A 24,415-nucleotide genomic window follows, 5' to 3' on the forward strand; every position below is an offset into this window, starting at 1 on the left:
GTTTGACCATCCGATGACCCCCATCGGCATAGCAGCTTGACGATTCTTGATGAAAGGGAATAATGAAACCCTTGTTTCCAGGAAGGCGTTTTTCCTTCCTCCGATTGTTCATAGCAATACTATGCATCGCGCTCGTCGCGGCCGGCACATGGTCGTGGATCACGTTCACGCGAACGGCGGCTAAGAAATTGCCGGAGCCCTGGTTCGGCGGCTATGTGGACGTGACCACAACCCCCTCATACGAGTTCGAATCCAAGGTGGGCAATGTCTACCGGAATGTGATTCTCGGATTCGTCACTGCCGGCGACGGCTGCCAGCCAAGCTGGGGCGGCTATTACACGCTTGATGAAGCGGCCTCCACACTTGATCTTGACAGTCGCATCGCGCAAACCTACAAAACCGACCGCACGGTAACCGTCAGCTTCGGCGGGCAGAACGGCACCGAACTGGCCGCCGCATGCACCGACGTCGACGCACTTGCCAACGCATACCAGCAGGTGATCGACCGCTATCACATCACCTCGCTCGACTTCGATATCGAAAACACGAATCTCGACGGCTACAGTGAAACCGCAACCCGGCGAGCGCAAGCCGTGGTAAAACTCATCGCCAATGAAAAAGCGAAAAACAAAGGAAAAGACGACACCAGTCACGATCTGATCATCAGCCTGACGCTTCCAGCCGACGCGAAAGGCCTTACAGCGCAAGGAATGCAAACCGTGAATGCGTTTCTGGATGCTGGCGTGACACTCTCCACCGTGAATCTCATGACCATGGATTTCAACGTGGCATCCACGTCGATCACACAATCCACCCTGATTAAAAGCTCATTGAACGCGGCCCACGCGCAATACAAAACCTTACTGTACAGTCGCGGCAGACTCTTCAGCGACCATCAGATCTGGGAACTGCTGGGAGCCACCGTGCTCATCGGCCAGAATGACACCAAAAACGAGTATTTCACGCTCGACAATGCGCGCGAGATCAACACGTTCGCGCTGGAAACAAGCCTGGGACACTTAAGCATGTGGTCGTTGAACCGCGACCAGCAATGCGGCGAAAACTATACGAACACAAACACGCTCAAAACGTTCTGCAGCGGCAGGAAACAGACGGACGGCGAATTCGCCACCACTCTGGGATCAGGATTCCGAGGCACACCGGGCACGCTCGTCGATTTCGACAACACAAGCTGGAATTCCTCTCAGCAGGCCTACCCCACATGGGAGCCAGACGTACTGTACAAGCAAGGCGACAAGGTGATCTGGAACGGCAATATCTACGAATCGCTGGGCAACAACGAAAACGAGCAGCCAGACAGCGCCGAGGAAGGCACCAACGCACCGTGGCGCATCATCGGACCGGTGCTATAAACGCTTGCCGCAGCGAGGCACAATCATAGACACAATACAAGGCGGTAACACAAGACAGTCGCTACTTTTCAGCAAAAGTGGCGCGCAACAAGGGAACGAAAAACAATCATGGCATCGAAGCAATCGAAACATCAGGCAACCACCGGCAGCCACTCAAGAGACGGCATCAGAAAGCCAGTCAGACTCACCATTCTGGCCGTTATCTACACGCTGTTTCTCGCGGTCGCAATCGCATTCCATGCGCAGGAAGGCGTGCAGCGACTTATGGAAGCCCCTGCGCGCATCTGCATATGGTCGCTGTGTTTTCTGCTGTGCCTGATCTACCACAAAAAGCGTTCGTCGTATCGCGTTGCCGCCGAACACACCGTGCTGCCACCGTTGACCGTCATACTGCTGGTAACCGGCTATTTCCCCAACGTGGCCATGTTCCTGATCATCGTTACCATCATCACGTCGATCATCACCGCACGCAGTCTGAAAATCGGCATTCTTCACGCCGGAACCACACTTGCGCCAATCCCACTGATCAAAATATTATTTGCGAATACTTCTCACGTACTGTCGATTATTATCAGACAGAATTCCGTCAATGCTGCGATTAATCCTTATCAATTTCAGCATTGGTTGCTGCCATTACTGATTATAACTGCTGCAGTGCCGATTATTCGATTGATTTGTGATATTGTAACGTTCTTTTTTGTACAAATTCCGATTCGTAAAGCCATGCACGAGTATTCGCTGTCTCACATTCTTGCCATGGCTTTGGCTGATTTGATGGCGATTGTGTGGATTCCCGAAATTCTGGAGTTCGCCAATATTGGCTCGGATACTGCCACCGTGCTTTCCGTGTTCATGCTGGCACTGATCGCCTGCTCGCTGTTGCTGATGACGGTCGATACGATGAGCCGGCTCGCGCGATCCCGAAGTGCGTTGAAATGCATAGCGAATGTGAGTGACGCGCTGCCGTTGCCGAATCAAGTTCCGGAAGAGACCGTGGTAAGACGCATTAATCGTGGTCTCACCCGCATGCGCTGTTTCATCAGCAATGCAAACAATCTTGATAAAAGAGGGTATTCCTACCGCTATTCCGCGCCTATTTCCACCGGCTCGCGACAGTATTATCTCGCGACGGAACGCAGTATTTGGAATCGTCCGTTCATGTCGACCGACGAGACGATATTGCTCACCTGCGGCGAAATACTTACTGAATCGTTACGCGTGAACAAGGAAGTGACGCTGCTGCGCACCGAATCGGAAACGGATACGCTGACTGGAGCACTCACGTATCGTGCGTTCATCGGGCATTTGAAGAGCCTGCAAACCGAGAATGTGCATAATCTGGTTGCCGTGGTGTATTTCAGCGTGGAGCATTTGCGCACCGTCAACGAACATTATGGACGCAAGATCGGCAATGCCGTGCTGCGATCCGTGGGCATGCGTTTAAGCCAGCTGCTGCCGAATAATGTCACATTGTATCGCGTGAACGGCGCGGAATTCGCCATGATCGTAACCGATGTGACGTCAACCAGTGATGTGGAGGAGTTGGCCACACGCATGCGCAATCTTGCCGTCATGCCGGTACACACCGAAGAGGGTGAGGTTTCCGTGGACGTGTCGAGCAGTATTTCGTTCTCGAATGCGACGGACGGTTTCGCCGTGCTACTTGCTGATGCGAGCGCGCATATTTACGCGTTGGAAAGTTCCAATCTGCCGGCGGTCGACGGCACGACGGCCACACTCGCCGCGCAAAATAGTTCAGACGATTACGTCAACGCGTCCGATGTGCTTCGCCATGCGATCGAAGACAATACGATTTCCGTGCTCTACCAGCCGATTTTCGATGTGAATACGAAGCGCATCACTTCGCTGGATACGATTGTGCGCGTGCATGACGCGAAGGGCCGTACGCTGGCACCATATTTCGTAACAGCCGAAGCGCATCGCCTCAACATGAGCGTGCAGCTGACGCTTGACGTGCTGGAAACCTGCGTGAAAGACATGACCGCATTCCGCCAGGTGGCACCCGAATTGGATATTGTGGACATTTGCATGAATGGTTCGGAATTAGGCGCGTCCATCTTCCACGAGCGCATGGAGCAGTTGACTCATGAGCAGCCACAGCTGCGTTTCGGTTTGCAGTTGGGATCGCATGCCATTCATGTGGCGCATGATGAAGTTGATGATGAGGTTGCCGATCTTGCCGCTTTGCCGAACGTCGAGTTGGGTTTGACCAATGCTGGCACCACGTATTCGGAGGTTGCTGCGTTCGCGCATCTGCCGTTGGATTTCGTACGATTCGACAAGACGGTAGTCCGTGATTTCCGTACGCCTCGCGCGAAGCAGATCATGCAGCGCACGCTCGATATTTCGCGCGATAATGATGCGTTCCATGTGGTGTTCGATGGCGTGGAGACTTTGGATCAGGTTGAGTTCATCCGTTCCATCGGAGGCACGCTTGCGGAGGGCACGCTGTTGAGCAACGCCATGAGCGCCAACGAGTTCCTCATGCGCCTCGAAACCATGGGCACTGCATTGCCCGAAGCCGCTCCGAGGCAAGCTGAGTAAAGAGGATTCTCGTTTGCCGCACGACTGCTTTATCTCGTGAAATGCTTGGAGGAAATACGGCAGAATGGAATCATATGTGCTAAATTAATTAGTAAACTTGTTTAGCCAATGATGGCTTTGAGGAGGATTCGAATGTCCACTATCAGAGAGATAGCAAAACGGGTAGGTTTCTCCCAAGCCACTGTTTCGAGGGTTTTGAAGGACGATCCCACCTTTTCGGTGAAGGATTCCACCCGCGAGAAAATCCTAAACGCCAGTCTGGAAATGGGGTACAAGAACGTACCGCAATACCAACGCATCACCATTCCGCAAAATGTTGCGATTCTCGACAATGTCGTTCCCGACGAGGGTTTGCAGGACGCGTATTTCGACGAGTTGCGCGAAGTGCTCGTCAAGCATGCCGAAGAGCAGCTCATGAACGTGACCATGCAGAAGGACGTAGATTCGCTGATCGCCAACGCCGACAAATACGCGGGCTTCATTTCGATTGGCCCGTCGCCGTTGGATCGTAAGACGTTGCACCGTCTGCATAAGAAACTTCCCCACGGCGTCTTCATCGACATCAATCCTGCGCCGGCATTGTTCGATTCGGTGCAACCCGATTTGGAACAGACGATCTTGGATGCGATTGACGCGCTTATGGCGTCCGGCTACTCACGAATCGGCTTTATTGGCGGCTTGGGCAACATTATGGGCGAGCATGAATATCCGGAAGACGTTCGTACGTTCGCATTTCGCAATTGGGCGCTGCGTTTGGGTTTGGATGTGAAGGGATTGGTGTATGCGGATGGCCCGTTCACTGTGGAAAACGGCCGTTTGCAGGGGCGTCAGTTAGTGCAGGATCATGCTGACGATTTGCCAGATGCAGTGATCGTTGCCGCCGATCCGTTGGCTGTTGGCGTGCTACAGGCGTTTGCCACCGAAAATGTGATGGTACCGCGAGATATCAAAGTAATCAGCATCAACAATCAGGAGATCGCGGAATACACGTCTCCCGCATTATCGTCGTACGACATCAGCCAGGACGAGCTTGCGAAAGCCGCAGTACTCATGCTTGCCGAAGCACTGACCGCCAACCGCAAAATCAGCCAGCATATGCGAATCTCCACCAGTCTCGTCGTCCGCGACAGCTTCACCCCGCAAGACTGAAAACAAAAACTCGAGATACAGCAAGGACCGGCATCCTGTTACGGAGCCGGTCCTGCAATTACGTTTCAGCAATCGCGCCTCAACGAAGGAGGTGGGCGTCGCACCAGACGTGCTCGACAGCCCAAGTGGCGGGGTTGAGCAGAAGCACGTCGGCAGCATAGCCGGGGGCAAGCAGGCCGAGCGGCTGCTTGGTGACCGGGTTCGCACGATCGAAACCGAATGCTTTGGCCGGAGTCAACGTGGCGGCTTCCACCGCGTCGGTAGGCGTGAATCCTAATTCGAGCACCGCGCGCTGAACAGCCTTTTCCAACGTCAACGTGGAACCGGCTATCGCACCATTCGATGCAAGACGAGCATGACCGTCAATCACATTCACATCCAACGCACCCAGCAAATAATGACCATCCGGGCAATCGGTGGCAGCCATAGCGTCGGTCACAAACGCAATGCGATGCGGGGCGAAGCCAAATCCCAAACGCACCATCGGATCCTGCACATGAAAACCATCATTAATCAACTCAACAGTGACGCGCGGGTCCTCAACAGCAGCCGGAATCGGACCAGGCTCACGATGATGCAAACCATTCATCGCATTGAACATGTGCGTCATAATGCCAGCACCCGCATTAAAACCCTTGCGAGCGGTTGCATAATCGGCATCGCAATGTCCCACCGCAGGAACCACTCCAGCCGCAGCAAAACGACGAATCGCATAAATACCGTGAGGCAATTCGGGCGCAATGGTAATCTGCCGCAAACAGCCGTCTGCCGCTTGCAAAAGACGATCAACATATTCGGGAACCGGATCCTTCAAGCATTCCGGATCATGCGCACCTTTGCGAGACAACGCGAGGAACGGACCTTCCAAATGCGCGCCAAGAATGTCAGGGCGAGCATTCATCATGCCACGCACGGTTTGAAGATTGGCGCACATCACATCAAGCGGATTGGTGATCAAACTGAGCACTTGGCGGGTGGTGCCGTGCATCATATGACCTGCGCGAGCCGTGCGTATGCCTTGCACACCATCATCAAAGGAACTCCCCCACGAACCGTGCGCATGAATGTCGACGTAACCGGGAGTCATCATGCGGCCTGCAGCGTTGGTCACGGAACCGACCGAACCGGTCATGGAATCGCCGGAACCGACCGAACTGACCGAATCGGAATCAGCATCGGCATCTAAACCGACGCTTGCACAAGCCGTAGCAAAGTCATCGTCCCGATTCCCAGTCGCAATAATCGCGCTACCATCGGAAACCAGCCAATAATGTTCCGCAACACCTCGCGCATCGACTTTACGCGCATTGTGAATCGCAAACGGACGGGCCGACTGCGCTAACGCAACGTCCACCTCATTCGCAAACCACTCCCGAGACTGTTCCATATTCAAACCTTCCGACTCACTCACAGCCATATTCCTCAATTAGCATCCAATTCTTCCAGTCAGTGGAAGAATTACCCCGCTGACAAGCCCATCAACAACCCAATTCCTCCAGTCAGTGGAGAAATTCTCCCGCTAACAGCCACCTCAGAGTCCAGATTCCTCCAGTCAGTGGAGGAATCTGGACTGGAAAATACCCCCGTACTGCCCAAAACCTTCCAGCGAGTGGAGGAATCTTCCCGCTGACAGGCCGAAAAACGTCCAGAATGTTCCAGCGAATGGAAGAATCCGGACGCTAGCGGACACCGACTGCAGAGCAGCAATCAGATGTGCTGCCAAGAGGGCTTGTGAGCGTAGGCGTAACGGTAATAGTCCTTGTGACGTAGGCGGCTCGCAGCCTCTTCGTCCACAATAATGGTGGCGTGCGGATGCATTTGCAACGCGGACGCCGGGCAGAACGCGCTCACACCACCCTCCACCGTTTCGGCCACAGCTTCAGCCTTGCCTGATCCGAAGGCAAGCAGCACCAAGTGACGAGCCTTGAGAATCGTACCAATGCCCTGCGTGATGCAATGCGTAGGCACCTTGTTGATGTCGTCGTCAAAGAATCGGGCGTTGTCGATGCGTGTCTGTTCAACCAGCGTTTTGACACGCGTGCCAGAAGCAAGCGATGATCCCGGCTCGTTAAAACCGACATGCCCATCCGTACCAATGCCCAGAATCTGCACGTCGATGCCACCAGCCTCTTCAATTGCCCTGTCGTAGGCGGGTCCGGCAGCCGCAATGCGTTCGCCGTCGCTCAGCGGCGCCCCGTCAAGCACGTCACTAGGCACGTGCACCAAATCAGGGTTCAGTCCAAGCGGTTCCACAACAGTGCGGTGAATGGTGGAATGGTACGACTGCGGGTGATCAAGCGGCAATCCCAAGTATTCGTCCAATGCGAAACCGCGCACCTGCGATACGTCAATATGCTCGCTGTGTACAATGCGTGCGAGCGACTGGTATGCGGCGAGCGGACTGGATCCGGTTGCCAGACCCAATACCGCATTCGGCTTGGTTTTGATGAGATCGGCGACTGAACGGCCGTAAATATCGCCCGCTTCGCGCTCGTTTTTCACGATGATGACTTCGGTCATGATGTTCCTTTCATTGAACTTGGATTGACGTTTTCGTTTGCTGATTACTTGAGAATTTGTTTGATGATTTATTTGCTGATTCGCCGCAACTCGTCGGCCGCTTTCCACACGGTTTCCTGAATGCGATGCAGTTCCGATGGTTGACTCGTCACAGCCCATTCCTTCGCATAGGCCTCGCACCAGCATTCGAGATCGCGTGCCAGCGCGCAGCAGTCGGAGGGCTGCTGATCGTCAACGTCATGCGCATCACGCACGTCATGCGCGCCGGCGAGCGCGAATCCCACTCGATTGAGCAACAGCTGGCCTTCCATGGCGATACGCACGGCAGCTGCAATGCCCGGCTTTCCTATATGCGCCATAATCGGCGCAATTTCAACCATGCATTGCTGCAGCTTACGATTGGCTTGCGGAATTCGTTCGATTGTCGTTGCCATATTGCGCATCATGCGATCGCGCGCCTCACGCAAAGTCAATGCGTTTCCCGGATTGGCAAGACGCTCGGTCAAGCATGGGATAGTTTGCGCAACATCGGTATTGCAATTTCCCGTACCATCATCCAATTCGAGATATTCCACAAGCTCACGCCAAGTGAATACGGCTTGCGCGGAAGCGCTACGGAGCAATGTGACGAACCGTGCGCTGCAATCGTCATATTCGACGCGCGAAATACGCGCGAGCAAATCATTTTCGGCACTATTTTCGTCAGTATCTCCAGCAATATTTTCTGTTGGATTCCACGCATATTGCGCACCGAATATCATGCCAGGCACGGCCATGCGCGGATCGTTGACATGCCCAAAATCGCCCCAATCGGTGACGAGCATGCCTTCCGCACCGCAGTCGCGGCCGTATCGTGCGATGCGTGCAATGTTGTTCCACGCGTCGTCGACGCGAGGGAGCAGCGCATTCCACCCCCATACGGCCGGGCATACGATTTGTTTGGCTCCGGCTTTCGCCACAAGTTGGATTTTCTCGTCGGTCGCTTTCGGTTCGTACTGCCAGTTCAGCAGGGTGACGTTGTTTGGCAGGGTTTCGAGAATTTCCGGCATTTCGATGGCGATGTCTCCCCAAAACATGGGCTCATGGCCTTGCTGGGAAAGGTGTTCGCAGAGTTTGCCCACGTATGTTGCGTACAGCGTTGCGACGCCCACGCGTTGTGCTTCCTGCTTCGATTGGCCTTTGCCGAGGTCGAAGGTTTCGTCTGCGCAGATATTAAATCGTTTCGTGCGGAAGAGTTGCAGATACGAGTCGACCAGTTGCGTGGAGAATGCGAACGATCGATCGTCGGCGACGTTGAGTGTGTGGTGCCTCATGCGTTCGATGAAGCTGAACGGCCGGTCGGCGTCTTCGGGAAATTCGCCAAGTTCGCGCAGTTCCTGCGTGCGCATCGCAACGTATTGGTGACCGAACGTGGAGACTGACGGCACGAGTTCGATGCCAAGGTTCGCACAGTATTGGTCGAATTCAAGTATGTCTGCCGGCGTGAGCGGGCTTGAACCACGCCACGTTTCACTCATGCCGTCGAATGCGAACGTATGCTCGATGTAGAGCTGCAATTGGTTGTATTTGTAGAGGCATAGTTTGTCGGCCCACTGTTTGAGCCATGCGAGCGTTGGTACACGACCGCGCGTCGCGTCCAAGTAATATCCCCTGATCTGATATGCGGGAGCATCTTCGATCTGCAGTACTGGCAGCACGGCACCGTTTTGCCCTATGAGTTGACGCAGAGTCTGCACACCGTTGCGCACACCTTCGAAATCGTAACCGGTAATCGCAATACCGTCAGTATCGATAGTCAGCGTGTATGCACCGGGAGTGCCAGATTCTTCCGACGCGTCCGAATCCGCAATATGCAAGCTGATGAATCCAGGCCACATACAACCCGTCGCGTAATCCCAATCAAGCCCTGTTGTGGAACGTATGCCGGCAACAAGCTGACGTGCAAGCAGATAATCGCCATCACCAATTGCAATGGATTCGTTCACACGACCCGCGTAAGGCAGCGATACCGCGCCTTCGCCGACCGTCATGCTGTTCGGTTCGGGAATAATCGCCCATTCACGGGTATTCTCGTTTGTCATCGATTTGCCTTTCAGCTTTCTAAATGCGCCGTTTTACGCGGATTATCGTGCGATTACCTGCGACTTGTTGCACGTCGCTTACATTGTTTGGTTTCCCAGCTGTGCTCGTTTTGCTGCGAGCGCAGCACCGATTGCGCCGATTGGTTTATCGACCGCTGCGATTCTGATTTTCGATGCGATGTCGAGTGTGTTCAGGAATCGGCAACCTTCTGCCCTGCGGCTCAGTTCGGCTTGAATGACTTCGATGAGATCATTGCCGGTTTTCGCCATGCCTCCGCCGATGATGATGCGTTGCGGATCATAGGCTTGGGCGACGATTTGGATGACGTCCCCCATGCCGTGCGCCACTTTGCCGAGCACGTCGTTGGCATGCTCGTCTCCTTGCCGTGCTTTGCGGATGAGGTCAGGCATGGGTGGGTTTGCGGAGGGCCAGAGTTTTGCCACAGCTCCACCGGATGCCACGGTTTCCAAGCATCCTCGTTGCCCGCAGGGGCATGCGAATCCGTTCGGGTCGACGGGAAGGTGCCCGATTTCGCCGATGCATCCGCTGTACCCGTGTTCGGCTTGCCCGTCGCGTACGAGCCCTGCGGCCAGGCCGGTGCCGAAGTTGAGGAACACCACGGTTGCGTTGCCGTCTACGTGCTCCACGAATTCCGTGGCTCCGACCGCAGCCGCGTTCACATCGTTTTCCACGTGAACCGGAACGTGCATAATCTCACTAATGCGTTCGCCGAGTTCTAAGGTTTCGATGCCGAGATTGACAACGTTGCGCACCTGCCCGGTTGCGCAGTTCACCTGTCCTGGAATGCCAATGCCGATGGGCAACGGTTCGTTGGAGAGTGTACGTGCGACGCGTACGATGTCGGTTACAACGTTGTTTTCGCCGGAATGCGATGGCATACGGCAAACGTCGACGACGCGGTCTGTTGCGTCAAGCAGCACGCCTTCGATTTTTGTGCCGCCGATGTCGATACCGATGCATCCTTGCGGACGATTGTTGTGGTGCAGTCTTGCGTTCATTGCATATACCTGCCTGGAATAGGATAGGTGCCCGGATTGCGGTTGTTCCGTTGCTCCGGGCACCCGTGCGCAGCGTTTACGCCACGCACGGAGTTAGATGGATATTGGAACCGCATCCTGCAAGACCCATGCACAGAGCCGCGAAAGAAGCTGCGCAAACCATCAAACGCTGAGTGTGGGATCGCATATCTCTCTCCTTCGTGAGATTATTCCGGCACCTTCTTGCACCGGATAGTCACAGCATATCCTCATAATTCTTTTTTGTCAAGTTTCCTTACATTTAAATCAGAAGCATGATTGAGATTGCGCAAGAAAGCTGATATTACGCCATTCTAAGACAATCGTAAGCACATCTCAATTTGAGAAAAATGACGTATACTACTTGTTTAGTAATCTTTATTGACAATAAAAATTACATGACACGCTTGCATCGCGGCAAACTACAATATGTATCAGCCCCACACAGGAAAGCGAGGACACCATGAGCGGCACTCAGGCAAAGGCTTCACCTTCCGATATTCGAATCAGCAATATCACCGCCGCATTCGAGCAACTGTTCCCCGCAACGCAAATGTCGCGAGCCAATATCGGCAAACTCATCGGACTTTCACGCTTCACCACCAGCGAAGTGACCGGCGAAATGGTCGACAATCGCATTCTGCGCGAACTCGGACCAGACAATCGCGAGGGGCGTGGCAAACGTTCGCAAGTACTCGCCATCGACACTGATTTCTGGCGAATCGTTTCCATCGACCTGTCGAATCCGAAACTCGCCAAAGGAGCGCTGGCGGATCTTTCCGGCAGAATCGTGGACCGCACCGAACTTCCTGCAGACAACGGTTGCAGCGTCGATGACGTGATCGGCCTGTGCAAGCAGCTCATCGCCTCAACGCCACTGCCGATTCTCGGCATCGGCATCGCCGTGACTGGCATCGTGGAACCCGACGGCGTAGTGCGCAAATCCGTGCACTTGGAGTGGAACGAACTGCCACTGAAAGCCGAAGTGGAAAACGCCACTGGAGTGCCCACACTAGTAGGCAACGACACCAACGCGGCGCTTGTGGCAGAACGATTCTTCGGCGACTGCTCCCCCAATTCCATGCTCATCTCCATCGGACGAGGCGTCGGTGCCGCACTATGCCTCAACGACGTCATCATCGAAGGCAGCTCCTCCACGGCCGGAGAAATCGCGCATGTGGTGGTCGATCCGAATGGACCGACCTGCGAATGCGGCAAACGAGGCTGCCTTGAATCGTTGGTTTCCGACGACAGATTGCAAGAACGCATCGCGCAGGATCCCGCCTCACGTACACGCATTCTCGCCGAAGCGGGCGCTCTGCTCGGTCGCGTCATGGCCATACCGACCGGACTGCTGGATCTGCGTGACATTTCGATATACGGGGCGCCGGAAATCGTCAATGCTCAATTCATCGACGCAATGGAAGATGAAATCAGGCGCACCATGACCACGGATTATCAGAAAGCGCCGCAAATTCACCGTTGCAGGCAAGGCGAGGATCTCACATTGCGAGGCCAAGCCACCATCGTAATCCGCACACTAGTTCCGACAATCCACGAACGCGGCTCCCTCATCGGCGACGCATAGCCCCGGCCACCGCTCACTGCTGCGGGTAGGAATCCTCAAAGAAACGGCGCTCGAGATGCACGATGGTGCGGAACACTTCGGCTTCCGAGCCGTCCACCGATGCATACTCGTTGACGAGCGCGATCAGGCGACCCGTCCAAGCACGGAAATGATCGCCTTCATGCAAATCAACCCAGCCTTTGTGCGCCGGAATCTGCTGAATAACACCCGCATCAATGGTGCGCTTGGCCCAAGCGAGATAGATCCATTCCATGCAGCACAGCGCGGTGATCAGCTCTTCCCACGTTCCCTGAACCAGTTTGGTGAGATATTCGCAATACTCGCGATTTGCCGGAGTTTGCTCGGAATTATTATATTCTTCGTCAGTAATTCCATATTCCTTAAGGAATCCCGTAAAGTATGTTGCCTCATTATCAGCAAACCATTGCGATTGTTTTGCCAGCATATCTTTGGTTTCCTGACGTGGCGCAAGTTCAATTGCATGCGACATAATGCCTTGATTAAAGAATTTGAAATCCTGAATTAAATAGGACTTCAAAATCGATTCCGGAAGCGTATCATCCAGCATTTCATTCACAAAACGTGAATTGATGGCCTGATTCCATTCATCAGCAGCCGACATGTACAGCTGATCGGCCACAGAACCAGGTTCAGCCCCCAGCCATGCATAATCGCCGCTTGCGGACTGTGGCGCTTCTGGAACATGATTCACGGTCATAAGACCCCTTTCGATTAGCGCGGCCAACGCAGCCTTACCACGCCCCGCTCTGGATTGCTTTGCATAGCGCAGTCATAACGACCGCCGTTTTCAACGTACCGAACGCGCCGCCGAAACGCAAGAGGCAGACCACTTCCATGACCGCCATGACCGCACGCTCAATCTTGGCAAATCATTGCACGAATTTGTTGAGACGGCGATCGTAGGTCAGGAGACCGTTGAGCTCTTCTTCGACATCGGAAACCTGCGTGTACACGTAGCCCGCCAATCCGCGTGATTCCAGCGATTCCGCCGAAGCAAGCACGGAACGGACGGCAGCGCGCCAATCCTCAATCGAATCGTATTCACCATAACCGTAAGCTCGCGAAACCGCGGCATGATCGGCAACCAACTGCGCTAATCCCCCGAATTCCGAAATCATGAACGCACGAACGCCATGCTGCGCCACCGGCAACACCGCATAATGCGCGGCACGGCGACGCCTTTTGTGCCTCTTCTCATATTCGGCCACATACCCGCGCAACGGCCCCTTATCAGGGTAGATTTCCAGCGGACGGAAATAGTTGTGCACACTATGGAAGTCGCCGCAACGCTGGTCGTACCAACCGCTTGTGGCGTCAATCGGGCGCGTCGGGTCAAGCGCGTGAATGCGTTCTGCCGCATCACATGCATTGAACTGTCCCCAACCCTCGTTGAAAAGCACCCACGCAGCAATCGACGGGTGGCCGGCAAGCATGTGCACCATGGCATCGCAAGTGCGCGACCAGTCACGGCGGTACGTCGAATCGTCGGCACCAAGCGCCGCGAAATGCTTCGCTGTGTCGTCGCGGTACTTGTTCCACGTGGTGCGCACGAGCGTCGGCTTGCGATTCGTGGTCCACGCGTTATATTCGCCGCCGCCCGACACCGCGTCCTGCCATACGAGCATGCCGAGGCGGTCACAGTGGTAGTACCAGCGTGCGGACTCAATTTTGATATGCTTACGCAGCATATTGAAGCCAGATTCCTTCATGGCGGTTATGTCATGAATCAGCGCTTCGTCGCTCGGCGCGGTCAGCAAGCCGTCCGGCCAATACCCCTGGTCGAGCACACCCTTGAGAAACAGCGGTTTGCCGTTGAGATGGAATCGCGCAACACCCTTCAAATCAGGCTTGATTTCAACCGTGCGGAATGCGCAATACGAGCGCACAACATCCTGCTTTTCTTGCGATTTCGCAGCGCCAAATTCCAACATCGCCGTCACGTCATACAAATACGGATCTTCAGGCGACCATAAGTGCTCGGCCCGCGTTGCGATTTCCGTACGCACCTTGCGCATGCCGGCCGCAAACCGCTCGTCCGCAACAATCGTGCCATCCGCAGAATCCGTTACGACGATATGCAGTTTGGCGTTCGGCTTGTCTCCGCCGATTTCCGCGCGAATGAACAGTCGGCCGTCCGCAGCGCCCTTCAGCGTGAGCGTCTGTATGTACGCCTCCGGCACGATCTCCATCCACACGCTCTGCCAAATGCCGCTTTGCGCGGTGTACCAAATACCCTCGCGCTCGATCTTCTGTTTGCCGCGCATCTGCGTGCCCGAATCGTTCGGATCATACACGCACAACGCAATCTCGAAATCATCATCGGGATCGACGAATGCCGAAATATCAACATCGAACGGCAGATAGCCCCCGACATGCACCCCTGCAAACTGCCCGTTGATAAAGCAGGCACACACGTAATCAACCGCTTCGAAATGCAGAATCAAACGATTCGCATCCCCGATCTGCCGAACCGCTTCCTCTCCCCCAAGCGTGACAGGGTGCACAATCGTGCGATACCAGATCATATTGTCGGGATAAATCGTTTGATGTACGCCGGAAAGCGCGGATTCCGGCGAAAAGGGCACCAAAATCTTACCGTCGAACGTTTCGGGAATGGCCGTTTCCTTCACTGCCTGCACCGCTTCGTCACGGGTGAGTGCAGTCGCGGATTTGCGACATTTCGGGCCATTGTCGCTTTCGGGAATGGATACGATCGCGTAATCCCAGAATCCGTTGAGCATAGTGTGATTGCTGCGCATCATGGTTGGGCGCGGATGTTCGTTCAGGATTGGCGTGCGGCCGTTTTTCAGTTTGCGTTCGCCATCTTTCGCAGGGCAGAACGCTTTGTGTGCCGCGTTGGAAGACAGCCATTCGCTGGCGATCTGCTCACCCCACGGCGTCCACAACTGCTGCAGTGGCTCCTGAGAACGCATTTTCGTAGGCGCGGCTTTCAGCACTCGTTTGACGTCCAACATAAGAGTCCTCCCTGCAGCATCGCATTTCCCTCAACTTCCTCATTGTAACGAGAGGAATGGCAAAGAGAAATGGCGATTATTACGGATTTTGAAATCGATGCAATCTGTATTGCACCGTCAGATATGCACCATCAGATATAAAAAGCCGGTGCAAGAACTTCGTAAGTTCCCGCACCGGCAATCAAGCAAATCATCTGAAATATATCAGCTGAATCAGCCTTCCAGCTTGGCCTTTTCAGCGGCAAGACGAGCCGCTTCAGCCTCACGACGAGCCTTCAGTTCGGAATCGAAGCGGGCAAGCTCCTCTTCAACGGCCTCCGGCGGAATCTTCGCGAAAATCGGATGCGGCTTCGGCACCGGAGCGCCAGCCACGATCGGCTCGGAAGCCCACGGATGCACAGTTTCACCCAGCTTGTAGTCGCCGGTGATGATCGGGTACATGAAGCCCGGCTTGTCGAGATCCTCAACCTCTTCCAAACGCGGCAGCGGCGAGAACGTGCCCGTGCCACCAAGAGCCTCCCACACCTTCTGCGCGGAATGCGGCAGGAACGGGGCCAGCAGGTGGTTCGCGTCAGACACGGCCTGGGCGGCAACGTGCAGCACGGTGCCGAGGCGAGCCGGATTGTCCTTGATCTTCCAAGGTTCAGTGGCGGAAATGTACTTGTTGATATCGCCGACCACGCGCATGGCTTCGCTCAACGCGTTCTTCTGACGATGGTTCTCGATCAGTGAACCGACCGTGTTGAACGCGGCCTTGGTTTCGCTCAGCAGAGCGCGATCCTCATCGGTCAGTTCGTTCTCGTCGAGCGCCGGAATCTCACCGAAGTTCTTGTTCATCAGGTTGGCCACACGGTTAACGAGGTTGCCCCAGGAAGCGGCAAGCTCCTCGTTGTTGTGGCGCACGAATTCAGCCCACGTGAAGTCGGAATCGGAGCTTTCCGGACCGGCCACGGAAATGTAGTAGCGCACGGCATCCACAGGGTAGCGGGCGAGAATATCCTTCACATAAATGACAATGCCACGAGAAGACGAGAACTTCTTGCCTTCCATGGTCATGAATTCAGAAGCCACAACCTGCTCCGGCATGTTCAACGGGCCAAGCTTGCCCGTTTCGCCGCCCTTGGATCCCTGACCGTTGTAGCCGAGCATTTCGGACGGCCAGATCTGGGAGTGGAACGTGATGTTGTCTTTGCCCATGAAGTAGTAGCCCGGGGTTTCCGGATCGTTCCACCATGCGCGCCACGCTTCCGGATCGCCCTTGCGGCGAGCCCATTCGATGGATGCCGACAGGTAGCCGATCACGGCGTCGAACCACACGTACAGCTTCTTGTTCGGATTGTCAATCCAGCCGGCAACCGGAACAGGAATACCCCAGTCGATGTCACGCGTGATGGCACGCGGCTTGACTTCCTTGAACAAACCGATGGAGAAGTTGATGACGTTGGTACGCCAGCCTTCGCGGGTCTTCAGCCATGCGAGATTGGCTTCGGCGAGCGCCGGCAGGTCGAGGAAGAAGTGTTCGGTTTCCTCAAAACGCGGGGTTTCGCCGTTGATTTTGGAAACGGGGTTGAGCAGCTCGTCTGGGTCGAGTTCGTTGCCGCAGGCGTCGCACTGGTCGCCGCGGGCGCCGTCTGCACCGCAGATCGGGCAGGTGCCTTCGATGTAACGATCAGGCAGGGTGCGGCCAGTGGACGGCGAGATGGCGACCTTCTGGGTGCCCTTGTAGATGTAGCCGTTGGCAAGGCACTGCTTGAACAGTTCCTGCACCACCTGCTCGTGGTTGCCGGTGGTGGTGCGCGTGAATAGGTCATAGCTCAGGCCAAGATCGCACAGATCCTTGGCGATCACGCGGTTGTAACGGTTGGCGAGCTCCTGTGCGCTGACGCCTTCCTTGTCGGCTTCTACCAGAATCGGGGTGCCGTGCTCGTCGGTGCCAGACACCATCAGCACGTCATTGCCCTTCATGCGCTCGTAGCGCGCGTACACGTCGGAGGGCACGCCGAAGCCGGCGACGTGACCGATATGACGGGGGCCGTTAGCATACGGCCAAGCAACATTCACCAAAATATGACTCATGGTGCCTGATTATACAAACCGCCATATCCCGCATTTTCAATGTATTTCGGTAGTCGGTTTTTTATTGGAGGACTGACGCGCGATCGTTGTTTTCGATTGTTTGAATATCTGCCGATTTATTCACATTGTTGCATTGCGCGACAATCATTTTCCACATATCCACAGATTTTCGGGGAAAGTGGCGAGGAAGGAATCGAATCCGCTACTGTACCGCCATGGACACTTCACCACCCCTTCTGGGCAACGCCGACCTTCCGGGACCGATGTGCCTGAACCTGTTGGCCTCATCTGGCGCGCTGTGCAAGCTCGACAGCGCGAACGCCTACTCAAGCCATGATTCGGACACGTTGTACGGGCGGGCATGCATCATCGCAACACTATTGCCAAGCCGTTCCGTGGCATGTGCGCGCACCGCCGCATGGGTCTGGCTGGGAGGCACGTTCCCCGACTCCATAGACATCATCGCGAAAGCCCACTACAGAACACTGCGATACGGGCGGAAAATCAACGTTTTCAATCGCGTCGCACCATCTGAGCACACCATTAAGGTCGGTCCGATCACCGTGACCACACCCGTTCGCACCGCATGTGATCTGGCGCTGAACTGCGTCCCCGCAACAGAATCGAAGGTTTCTGAAATCATCTGCATGCTTATGCAGGAATTTCATTTTCGTTCCAACGATTGCATGCAAATCATGGAAGATGCGAAGCATATTCGCAACGCTCCGCAGGCACGGAATTACATTCTTGCGATTGACGGCAGCAGCTACGAACACGGGAACCGTAAGGATTGCGAAGACCGTAAGAACCGTAAGGATGCCGAATATGTGCGCGGCGCATAGCAGGCATAAGGCGCACGGCAGGCGCAAAGTACCGCCATACCAGCCCAAGCCACGACCGAAACCGCTGATCGAGCCGCCATCTCCCCCGATTTTGTTGACGCCGCTGGTGGCATGCAGTCCCGGCACTGCGCAGGACGTGCTCTGGCATATCGCGGAATACGCGCCTCGACTGCGCAAATGGCTGATTGCCAATCCTTCCGCAACACCTGCGATGCTGGAATATCTTGCGCAAGTCGGTGGACCGGATGTGGCACGTTCCCTGCAAATACTGCTGGAATCGTTGGAATCGCGCGCATTAGATGCGATTGCGCATGATGGTTAAAGGAGCACGATCGCAAGCGATTGCAACGCAATAGCGCAATCGAGGTACGCAACGGGCAATCGCGCGACAAGCGATCGTGTGGCAAGCGATCGCTAAACGGCAGGCAATGCGAAAAGCTTACTCTTTCATGGCAAGAACCGTGTTGTAGACCTGCTTGCGATTGGCGAGCGAGCCGTCCGCAAGGGGGTGCTCGGCAATGACTTGCGAAATCGCGTCTTTGATGCGCAGATTGTCTTCCCGCGCACGGTCGATCGACAGTACCGCCAAGTCTTCTATGCTCAGCGACGCGGGGACCGCGGCATCGGCCTCTTCTTCGGAAGCGCCGGCGACGACCAACACCATTTCACCGCGCGGAGGCTCGTCGATCACACTTTGGCGAATCTGCGCGATGGTTCCGCGGCGAATCTGCTCGAAATCCTTGGTAAGTTCGCGGCAAAGCGCCATCTTGCGGTTCGGACCGAACACGTCAAGCAGGTCGGCCATAGCCTCGTCGATACGATGCAACGTCTCGTAAAACACAATGGTGCGGCGCTCCGAACGCAACGTGCGCAAGTATTGCACGCGTTCGGAATGCTTGCGCGGCAGGAATCCCTCATAACAGAAACGGTCTGTCGGCAGACCTGACAGGCACAGCGCGTCCAGTACGGCGGACGGGCCGGGGGCGCAGGTGACGGGCAGGCCGCGTTCGATGGCGCGACGCACGATCGCCAAGCCTGGATCGTTGATGGTCGGCATGCCCGCGTCGGACACGACCAGCACGGTCGCACCGGTTTCCACCTGGTCAAGCAGGCCATCGGACTTGTCTCGCTCGTTATGATCGTGGTAGGCCACCACGCGGCCGTTCACATGCACGCCGAGACGGTTGGCGAGCGCATAGAGGCGGCGGGTGTCTTCGGCTGCGACGATGTCGGCGCGCTCCAGCAGCGCAATGAGGCGTGCGGATGCGTCGGCAGTATTGCCGATCGGCGTGGCCGCCAGCACGACCGTGCCGTGCGGAATGTTGGCTCCGCTCACGAGAGCGTCAAGTCCCACATCGCCGTCTGCGTTTTCATCTTCACGTTCGCGCTTGTCTTCGCATTCGCGCTCATTCATGCGTTCCATGCCTTCAGCCTATCCAACACAAAGGAAAATGAACTGCCTCCCACTTTCTGTTGCTCCAAAAAATGGGAGGCAGTTCATTTGAAAATCTGCCCCTTTTAAATCGTGCGGCCACCAAGGCAAAATCTCCCAGTCGTGCAACACAGCCACCCAAAACCAGCCATCAAAAGAAACAAATGCCGACCACAGTTGACACTTTGCGCCTGTTTGTGCAGATTTGCCACCCGTCGGGCGTTACTAGGCGCTGCATTAGCAGGGCGCTGGTAGGCTGACATTGGTTCCGCAAGCGTGCGGAAGTTCAGGCCAACCACCAAAGGCAGCCTGAACCACGTAATTTTGAACGTTTAGATGTAAGGTACTCACAGAGAGCATTCCATGGGAATTATCAACTTCTTCATTAACCTGCTCAAGGATCCACGCACCGCAATCGCCGGCTGGATTTCCATGGGCGTCGCCCCCACACTTGGTTTCATCTTCCTGATCGTGTTCGTCGAAACCGGCATCGTGTTCTTCCCGTTCCTACCGGGCGACTCCCTACTGTTCGCCGCCGGCTTCTTCGCCGCGCCCGACGCCCAGACCGGCGTTTCCGCGCTGCCGCTGTTCGCGCTGCTGCCCGTGGTGTGGTGCGCTCCGATCATCGGCGACCAGTGCAACTACTGGATCGGCCACTTCTTCGGCCGTCGCATCATCGAATCCGGCAAAGTCAAGGCCATGACCCCCGAACGCCTCGCCAAAACCGAAGGCATGATCGAAAAATGGGGCCCGCTCGCCGTGTTTCTCGGCCGTTTCTTCCCGTTCATCCGCACGTTCATGCCGTTCATTTCCGGCATTTCCGGCATGCGTTGGAGCCGTTTCACCCCGTTCTCCGTACTCGGCGGCCTGTGCTGGTCCACCCTGTTCACGCTGCTCGGCTACTTCTTCGGCGGCATCCCGGCCGTACAAAAGCATTTCGAACTGGTCATCATTGCGATTCTCGTACTGTCGCTGATTCCTACGATCGTCGGCCTACTCAAGGCTAAGTTCGGCAAGAAGAAAGCTTCCACCGAAACCGTAGAAGCCTGATCTTTCGTTTCTCTCCTTTTCTTGGTGAAAATGGCGTCTTTCGATCATTCGGAAGACGCCATTTTCGTATGATCTTCATAGAAATCATGACAACACGCGACCATTAGGAATTGCATTAGTACAGACCTCGTACTAGAATCACGAGAGTTGTCTTAAGACATGGGGCCGTAGCTCAGTTGGTAGAGCGCTTCGTTCGCATCGAAGAGGTCGCGGTTTCGACTACCGTCGGCTCCACTAAGCCCGCTGCATTCATTCCACCGCAGCGGGCTTTTTCTTTACCCATGCACGATCCATACATGCTGGTCACCAACCAGCCAATCCTCGCCAAACACCCCCGAACTCATATATCTGCCATATATAAGCGAGATAGGGGCGCAAATTTAGGCTTGAGACGCGCGCCGGCGTACGAATGCGTCAAGCGAGGCCGCGTCGATGCCCTCATACCCCTTAATCGAGGCGAACTGTGGGCCGTTAGAATTGTCGATCTGCATGAATCCGGTCTGACCAATCGTCGTCGCACCGGAAGCGACAGCCGAACGCAAACCAGACATGGAATCTTCGACCGCAATGCAGTACTTCATATCTTCCGGAGCAATGCCCAAGCGGCGGCCAGCCTCCAAATACGGAGCCGGAGACGGCTTCTTCTCAACATCGTCGTCGCCGCACACGTAGCCCGCGAACGCACCGGCCGGAGCCTGCGCAACCAGATTCTCCGCAAGATGACGCGGCGACGTGGTGACCAGCATTGAAGGGACACCCGCATCACGCAACGCAACAAGCACGTCTTCCACGCCTTCGATCCATGGAATGCGCTCGAATTCCTTCCGGGCTACATAATCAATCATGCCTTGGCCAATCTCCTCGACCGACAGCTGGCAACCATGCTCCACCATACGGCGAGCCACATCCGGAACCGGCGTGCCCGAACCTTGCCAGGCAAGCTCCTCATCCCAATACCCGCCATGCGCGGCTGCGATTTTCATCTCCCCCTCATGCCAGTACGGTTCGGAATCGATCAGAGTGCCGTCCATATCCCAAAACACAGCCTTAACCATCAGGTTCGACTCGGTCATGATGTTCCTTCCTTACGACCGTCGGACTCGGAGCACCGGATTTGCGTGCGGCGCCGTCCATCGCGATTTCCACTGCCATTTCAGCAGAGCGGCAAGACGGCAAATTTGCAAACAGATGCAACGTTTGCAAACGCTGCAGCAAAACAACAAGCGAAACAACAAACAAGGCAGCAGCACAACGGCAAACGAAAAGCGCCCGGACGTTCTTCCATCCGAGCGCTTCCCACATCAACGCAATAACTCACGTCTGCGAAATCATCCGTTTCATGTACTACGGGCAACCCCCATTGCTGCAACCCATGACATTCGAAAAAATCGCCTCTATCGGAAGATTCGAAATCTACTCTCCCTGATTCTCCTTGTTTTCCCCAGCGGCTTCCGCGGCCTTTTCCGCATTTTCCGCCTTCCAGCGGGCAATGCAACGTTCCACGCGCTTGTAGCCGATGATCTTCGGATCAAGCCCTGCCTCGCGGAAGATCGCGGCAGGCGAGCCACCTTCGGCATACCTGCGCATGCAGTCGTCACGAAACTCCTTGGAGTAGCAAATACGATATTGGGTGACCGATTCCACGGCATCCAGAGACCCGAGATACTTACGGGTCTTAGCGGTGAACGCAACTCTTGGCACTGTACGCTCCTAACCTTTCCTGTTCTCGCCGCATATCTTACCCCCCCCCCCATGATTTCTCATAGAAAAGAAGACCCATCTTTCACCGAAGCACCTTAATGAACGGAAGAATGACAGTTAGAACGCGGATACTCGACATTATTTCCCACAACGACGACATCGTCACAGAAAGCAATGCATTTGGCAAAACTATATAACAAAACAGGCGCATCTGTTGCAAGATGTGCCTGTTTTTAAATATTTTCAGTATTTTTTCCGAAAATCAGTCAATCCCCCAAAGCACGATTGACCTGGAAACGGGATCTGAAGCGGGTTTGTCCCTCCGAACACCCTCGTTTTCGCGCGCGGCACCTCCATTGGGCGTGTCGTACGCGTCGGCCGCGACACGCGCGGATTCCAAGGACTCACGCGACGGCAACTGCCGGGCATTGACTTGAATCTGCCTACGCCACATGCGGGCACGGCGAGAACGTTCGATTTCCACAATGTCGCCGTCTGTATCGGCTGCGAACACGCTGGAACCGGCCGGCTTGCGCAAACGCTCGATCTGGCGGCGCAGCTCGCGGTTCTCCTCCTCCAAGGAAAGAATCCGCGCGATGCCGGCCAGATTGATGCCCTCTTCCTGGCTCAGCTGCTGCGCTTTCGCAAGGCGGGCGATATCTCGCAGCGAGTAGCGGCGGGCACCGCCATCCGTGCGCTGCGGCACCACAAGCCCAAGCCGATCGTATTGGCGAAGGGTTTGGGGGTGTACGTTGGCGAGTTCGCCGGCACGGCCGACCGTGAACATCGGCAGTTCGATATCGAAACCGACTTCGTCCGCCCCATCAAGATCGGCCCTGCCTGCCACAATCGCCATCGCACACATGTCGTACAGCATTTTGGCCTGCCGCGCCGCGCGGGCTTGGGAGGTCCGAGATGCGCGCGCCATGACGATCAGCGCTCCTTGGCAAGTTCGTCGGCGAAGTCGCCGCACTCCTTGTCGAATTCCTTCGCCGCATGCTTGACTTTCAGGCTTGGCTTGTCGGGGATGCGGATCTGCACGCGCCCGACCAGATCGCCGTCACCCTGCCTGTTGGCCACACCTTTGCCGGAAATACGCACTTCCGTACCGCTAGATGAGCCCGCCGGCACTTTAAAGGTGACTTCGTTGCCGTCGACGTCTTTCGCGGTCACTTTCGCGCCCGCTACGGCCTGGCCGACGGTGATTGGCAAATCCATGATGATGTCACGCTTACGCAGGCTAAATTTAGGATCTTCGGCAACGCTGATCTGCAGGTACAGGTCACCGTTTTTGCCGCCGTTTCGACCCGGCTTGCCCTTGCCTGGAATGCGAATCTTCTGCCCGTCATGCACGCCTGCTGGAACATGCGTTTTGAACTTCTTGCCATCGGCAGACAGCGAAACCGTTGCCCCCTTGACCGACTGGCGGAAGGTTAAGTTGATCTTGGAGTTGCGGTCCTCGCCGTCTTCCGGTTGCGCAGCCTGCTCGTAGCCGCCCCCGTAAGGGCTTCCAGCGCCAGCCCCGGCAGGTCCGCCAGCGCCGCCACCGAACATCGAGAAAATATCGTTGATATTCGGGTTGCCGCCGCCGCTCTGGAAGCGGATGCGCGAACCATTGCCGCCCGCGCCATACGCTCCAGCGCCAGCGCCACCGCCGAACATCGATCCGAAGATGTCGGAGAACGCCCCCGCATCGAATCCGCCCGCGCCGGAACCGCCGGCGAAGCGCGCGCCACCCATGCCGAACTGGCGGATGGCGTCGTACTTCTGACGGTTATCTTTGTTGCTGAGCACGTCGTACGCTTCGGAAATGTCTTTGAACTTCTCTTCGGCCTCCTTGGTCTTGTTCAGATCAGGATGGTATTTACGTGCCAGCTTGCGGTACGCCTTGGTGATCTCATCGTCCGTGGCGTCTTTGGAGACACCGAGGACCTTGTAGAAATCCTTGCTCAGCCATTCATTCTCAGCCATGATGTGCCTCCTTTCACGAGGTCGCTGATGTCA

Annotated in this window: 19 protein-coding genes and 1 tRNA gene; 8 read left to right on the plus strand and 12 right to left on the minus strand. The window is 55.6% G+C overall.

The window, feature by feature from the left end; all coding sequences use genetic code 11:
- Window positions 1–104 precede the first annotated feature (104 nt).
- The 3 genes from BBKW_RS09490 to BBKW_RS09500 all read left to right on the plus strand — a co-directional run bounded on the left by BBKW_RS09490 (window position 105) and on the right by BBKW_RS09500 (window position 5,087).
- Complete coding sequence (locus BBKW_RS09490) at window positions 105–1,373, plus strand: chitinase (protein WP_231858491.1); 1,269 nt, start codon at window positions 105–107, stop codon at window positions 1,371–1,373.
- Between the two features lie 108 nt (window positions 1,374–1,481).
- Window positions 1,482–3,938 (plus strand): EAL domain-containing protein, encoded by a 2,457-nt coding sequence (locus tag BBKW_RS09495; RefSeq protein ID WP_033501786.1) that lies wholly within the window; start codon window positions 1,482–1,484, stop codon window positions 3,936–3,938.
- Window positions 3,939–4,070: 132 nt separating this feature from the next.
- A complete protein-coding gene (locus tag BBKW_RS09500; protein WP_033501785.1) occupies window positions 4,071–5,087 on the plus strand; it encodes a LacI family DNA-binding transcriptional regulator in 1,017 nt (338 codons plus the stop codon).
- A gap of 79 nt (window positions 5,088–5,166) precedes the next feature.
- Here the strand turns inward: BBKW_RS09500 and BBKW_RS09505 are convergent, their stop codons facing one another.
- The 4 genes from BBKW_RS09505 to BBKW_RS09520 all read right to left on the minus strand — a co-directional run bounded on the left by BBKW_RS09505 (window position 5,167) and on the right by BBKW_RS09520 (window position 10,708).
- The gene (locus tag BBKW_RS09505) at window positions 5,167–6,474 is read right to left on the minus strand and encodes an N-acetylglucosamine-6-phosphate deacetylase (RefSeq protein ID WP_033501816.1); all 1,308 of its coding nucleotides are present in this window, start codon (window positions 6,472–6,474) and stop codon (window positions 5,167–5,169) included.
- Window positions 6,475–6,794: 320 nt separating this feature from the next.
- Window positions 6,795–7,607, minus strand: a complete 813-nt coding sequence (gene nagB, locus BBKW_RS09510; RefSeq protein ID WP_033501784.1) for a glucosamine-6-phosphate deaminase — start codon at window positions 7,605–7,607, stop codon at window positions 6,795–6,797.
- A 68-nt stretch (window positions 7,608–7,675) separates the two neighbouring features.
- On the minus strand, window positions 7,676–9,688 hold the full coding sequence (locus BBKW_RS09515) for a beta-N-acetylhexosaminidase (RefSeq protein ID WP_033501783.1): 2,013 nt from the start codon (window positions 9,686–9,688) through the stop codon (window positions 7,676–7,678).
- A gap of 78 nt (window positions 9,689–9,766) precedes the next feature.
- Entirely contained in the window at window positions 9,767–10,708 is a 942-nt protein-coding gene (locus tag BBKW_RS09520; protein WP_048349553.1) for an ROK family protein, read from the minus strand.
- A 481-nt stretch (window positions 10,709–11,189) separates the two neighbouring features.
- On the opposite strand from BBKW_RS09520, the gene BBKW_RS09525 reads away from it, so the two are divergent.
- On the plus strand, window positions 11,190–12,314 hold the full coding sequence (locus BBKW_RS09525; protein WP_033501782.1) for an ROK family protein: 1,125 nt from the start codon (window positions 11,190–11,192) through the stop codon (window positions 12,312–12,314).
- A gap of 13 nt (window positions 12,315–12,327) precedes the next feature.
- On the opposite strand, the gene BBKW_RS09530 is transcribed toward BBKW_RS09525, so the two are convergent.
- The 3 genes from BBKW_RS09530 to metG form a co-directional block, all read right to left on the minus strand.
- Window positions 12,328–13,032 carry a TenA family protein gene (locus tag BBKW_RS09530; RefSeq protein WP_033501781.1) on the minus strand — a complete coding sequence of 235 codons (705 nt, stop codon included), beginning with the start codon at window positions 13,030–13,032 and terminating at the stop codon, window positions 12,328–12,330.
- A gap of 172 nt (window positions 13,033–13,204) precedes the next feature.
- Window positions 13,205–15,310 (minus strand): glycoside hydrolase family 2 protein, encoded by a 2,106-nt coding sequence (locus BBKW_RS09535; RefSeq protein ID WP_033501780.1) that lies wholly within the window; start codon window positions 15,308–15,310, stop codon window positions 13,205–13,207.
- A 213-nt stretch (window positions 15,311–15,523) separates the two neighbouring features.
- Window positions 15,524–17,386 (minus strand): methionine--tRNA ligase, encoded by a 1,863-nt coding sequence (gene metG / locus BBKW_RS09540; protein WP_033501778.1) that lies wholly within the window; start codon window positions 17,384–17,386, stop codon window positions 15,524–15,526.
- Window positions 17,387–17,601: 215 nt separating this feature from the next.
- On the opposite strand from metG, the gene BBKW_RS09545 reads away from it, so the two are divergent.
- Both BBKW_RS09545 and BBKW_RS09550 read left to right on the plus strand, forming a co-directional pair.
- Window positions 17,602–18,228, plus strand: a complete 627-nt coding sequence (locus tag BBKW_RS09545) for a hypothetical protein (protein ID WP_033501777.1) — start codon at window positions 17,602–17,604, stop codon at window positions 18,226–18,228.
- Window positions 18,212–18,550: a variant leucine-rich repeat-containing protein gene (locus BBKW_RS09550; protein ID WP_231858493.1), complete on the plus strand. Its 339-nt coding sequence runs from the start codon at window positions 18,212–18,214 to the stop codon at window positions 18,548–18,550. The genes BBKW_RS09545 and BBKW_RS09550 overlap by 17 nt, the downstream gene beginning before the upstream one ends.
- A gap of 117 nt (window positions 18,551–18,667) precedes the next feature.
- On the opposite strand, the gene rsmI is transcribed toward BBKW_RS09550, so the two are convergent.
- Window positions 18,668–19,642, minus strand: a complete 975-nt coding sequence (gene rsmI, locus BBKW_RS09555; protein WP_231858540.1) for a 16S rRNA (cytidine(1402)-2'-O)-methyltransferase — start codon at window positions 19,640–19,642, stop codon at window positions 18,668–18,670.
- A gap of 381 nt (window positions 19,643–20,023) precedes the next feature.
- On the opposite strand from rsmI, the gene BBKW_RS09560 reads away from it, so the two are divergent.
- Window positions 20,024–20,710, plus strand: coding sequence for a DedA family protein (locus BBKW_RS09560; protein WP_033501775.1), 687 nt, complete (start codon window positions 20,024–20,026; stop codon window positions 20,708–20,710).
- A gap of 161 nt (window positions 20,711–20,871) precedes the next feature.
- Window positions 20,872–20,944: transfer RNA gene (locus BBKW_RS09565), tRNA-Ala, on the plus strand.
- 146 nt (window positions 20,945–21,090) lie between these two features.
- On the opposite strand, the gene BBKW_RS09570 is transcribed toward BBKW_RS09565, so the two are convergent.
- From BBKW_RS09570 to BBKW_RS09590, 4 genes are all read right to left on the minus strand, one after another.
- A complete protein-coding gene (locus BBKW_RS09570; protein ID WP_033501774.1) occupies window positions 21,091–21,783 on the minus strand; it encodes an HAD family hydrolase in 693 nt (230 codons plus the stop codon).
- A 340-nt stretch (window positions 21,784–22,123) separates the two neighbouring features.
- Window positions 22,124–22,411, minus strand: coding sequence for a hypothetical protein (locus BBKW_RS09580; RefSeq protein WP_033501772.1), 288 nt, complete (start codon window positions 22,409–22,411; stop codon window positions 22,124–22,126).
- 262 nt (window positions 22,412–22,673) lie between these two features.
- Window positions 22,674–23,339, minus strand: a complete 666-nt coding sequence (locus BBKW_RS09585) for a heat shock protein transcriptional repressor HspR (protein WP_033501771.1) — start codon at window positions 23,337–23,339, stop codon at window positions 22,674–22,676.
- Between the two features lie 5 nt (window positions 23,340–23,344).
- Entirely contained in the window at window positions 23,345–24,382 is a 1,038-nt protein-coding gene (locus BBKW_RS09590; RefSeq protein WP_033501770.1) for a DnaJ C-terminal domain-containing protein, read from the minus strand.
- Window positions 24,383–24,415 lie beyond the last annotated feature (33 nt).

This window comes from Bifidobacterium catenulatum subsp. kashiwanohense JCM 15439 = DSM 21854 (assembly GCF_001042615.1).
Taxonomy (GTDB): Bacteria; Actinomycetota; Actinomycetes; order Actinomycetales; family Bifidobacteriaceae; genus Bifidobacterium; species Bifidobacterium catenulatum.

Excerpts from the sequence above, each read along its gene's own strand:
- BBKW_RS09495 (WP_033501786.1), top strand. The coding sequence starts at position 1,482 with ATGGCATCGAAGCAATCGAAACATCAGGCAACCACCGGCAGCCACTCA.
- BBKW_RS09500 (WP_033501785.1), top strand. The coding sequence starts at position 4,071 with ATGTCCACTATCAGAGAGATAGCAAAACGGGTAGGTTTCTCCCAAGCC.
- BBKW_RS09505 (WP_033501816.1), bottom strand. The coding sequence starts at position 6,474 with ATGGAACAGTCTCGGGAGTGGTTTGCGAATGAGGTGGACGTTGCGTTA.
- nagB (WP_033501784.1), bottom strand. The coding sequence starts at position 7,607 with ATGACCGAAGTCATCATCGTGAAAAACGAGCGCGAAGCGGGCGATATT.
- BBKW_RS09515 (WP_033501783.1), bottom strand. The coding sequence starts at position 9,688 with ATGACAAACGAGAATACCCGTGAATGGGCGATTATTCCCGAACCGAAC.
- BBKW_RS09520 (WP_048349553.1), bottom strand. The coding sequence starts at position 10,708 with ATGAACGCAAGACTGCACCACAACAATCGTCCGCAAGGATGCATCGGT.
- BBKW_RS09525 (WP_033501782.1), top strand. The coding sequence starts at position 11,190 with ATGAGCGGCACTCAGGCAAAGGCTTCACCTTCCGATATTCGAATCAGC.
- BBKW_RS09530 (WP_033501781.1), bottom strand. The coding sequence starts at position 13,032 with ATGACCGTGAATCATGTTCCAGAAGCGCCACAGTCCGCAAGCGGCGAT.
- BBKW_RS09535 (WP_033501780.1), bottom strand. The coding sequence starts at position 15,310 with ATGTTGGACGTCAAACGAGTGCTGAAAGCCGCGCCTACGAAAATGCGT.
- metG (WP_033501778.1), bottom strand. The coding sequence starts at position 17,386 with ATGAGTCATATTTTGGTGAATGTTGCTTGGCCGTATGCTAACGGCCCC.
- BBKW_RS09545 (WP_033501777.1), top strand. The coding sequence starts at position 17,602 with ATGGACACTTCACCACCCCTTCTGGGCAACGCCGACCTTCCGGGACCG.
- BBKW_RS09550 (WP_231858493.1), top strand. The coding sequence starts at position 18,212 with ATGTGCGCGGCGCATAGCAGGCATAAGGCGCACGGCAGGCGCAAAGTA.
- rsmI (WP_231858540.1), bottom strand. The coding sequence starts at position 19,642 with ATGAATGAGCGCGAATGCGAAGACAAGCGCGAACGTGAAGATGAAAAC.
- BBKW_RS09560 (WP_033501775.1), top strand. The coding sequence starts at position 20,024 with ATGGGAATTATCAACTTCTTCATTAACCTGCTCAAGGATCCACGCACC.
- BBKW_RS09570 (WP_033501774.1), bottom strand. The coding sequence starts at position 21,783 with ATGACCGAGTCGAACCTGATGGTTAAGGCTGTGTTTTGGGATATGGAC.
- BBKW_RS09585 (WP_033501771.1), bottom strand. The coding sequence starts at position 23,339 with ATGGCGCGCGCATCTCGGACCTCCCAAGCCCGCGCGGCGCGGCAGGCC.
- BBKW_RS09590 (WP_033501770.1), bottom strand. The coding sequence starts at position 24,382 with ATGGCTGAGAATGAATGGCTGAGCAAGGATTTCTACAAGGTCCTCGGT.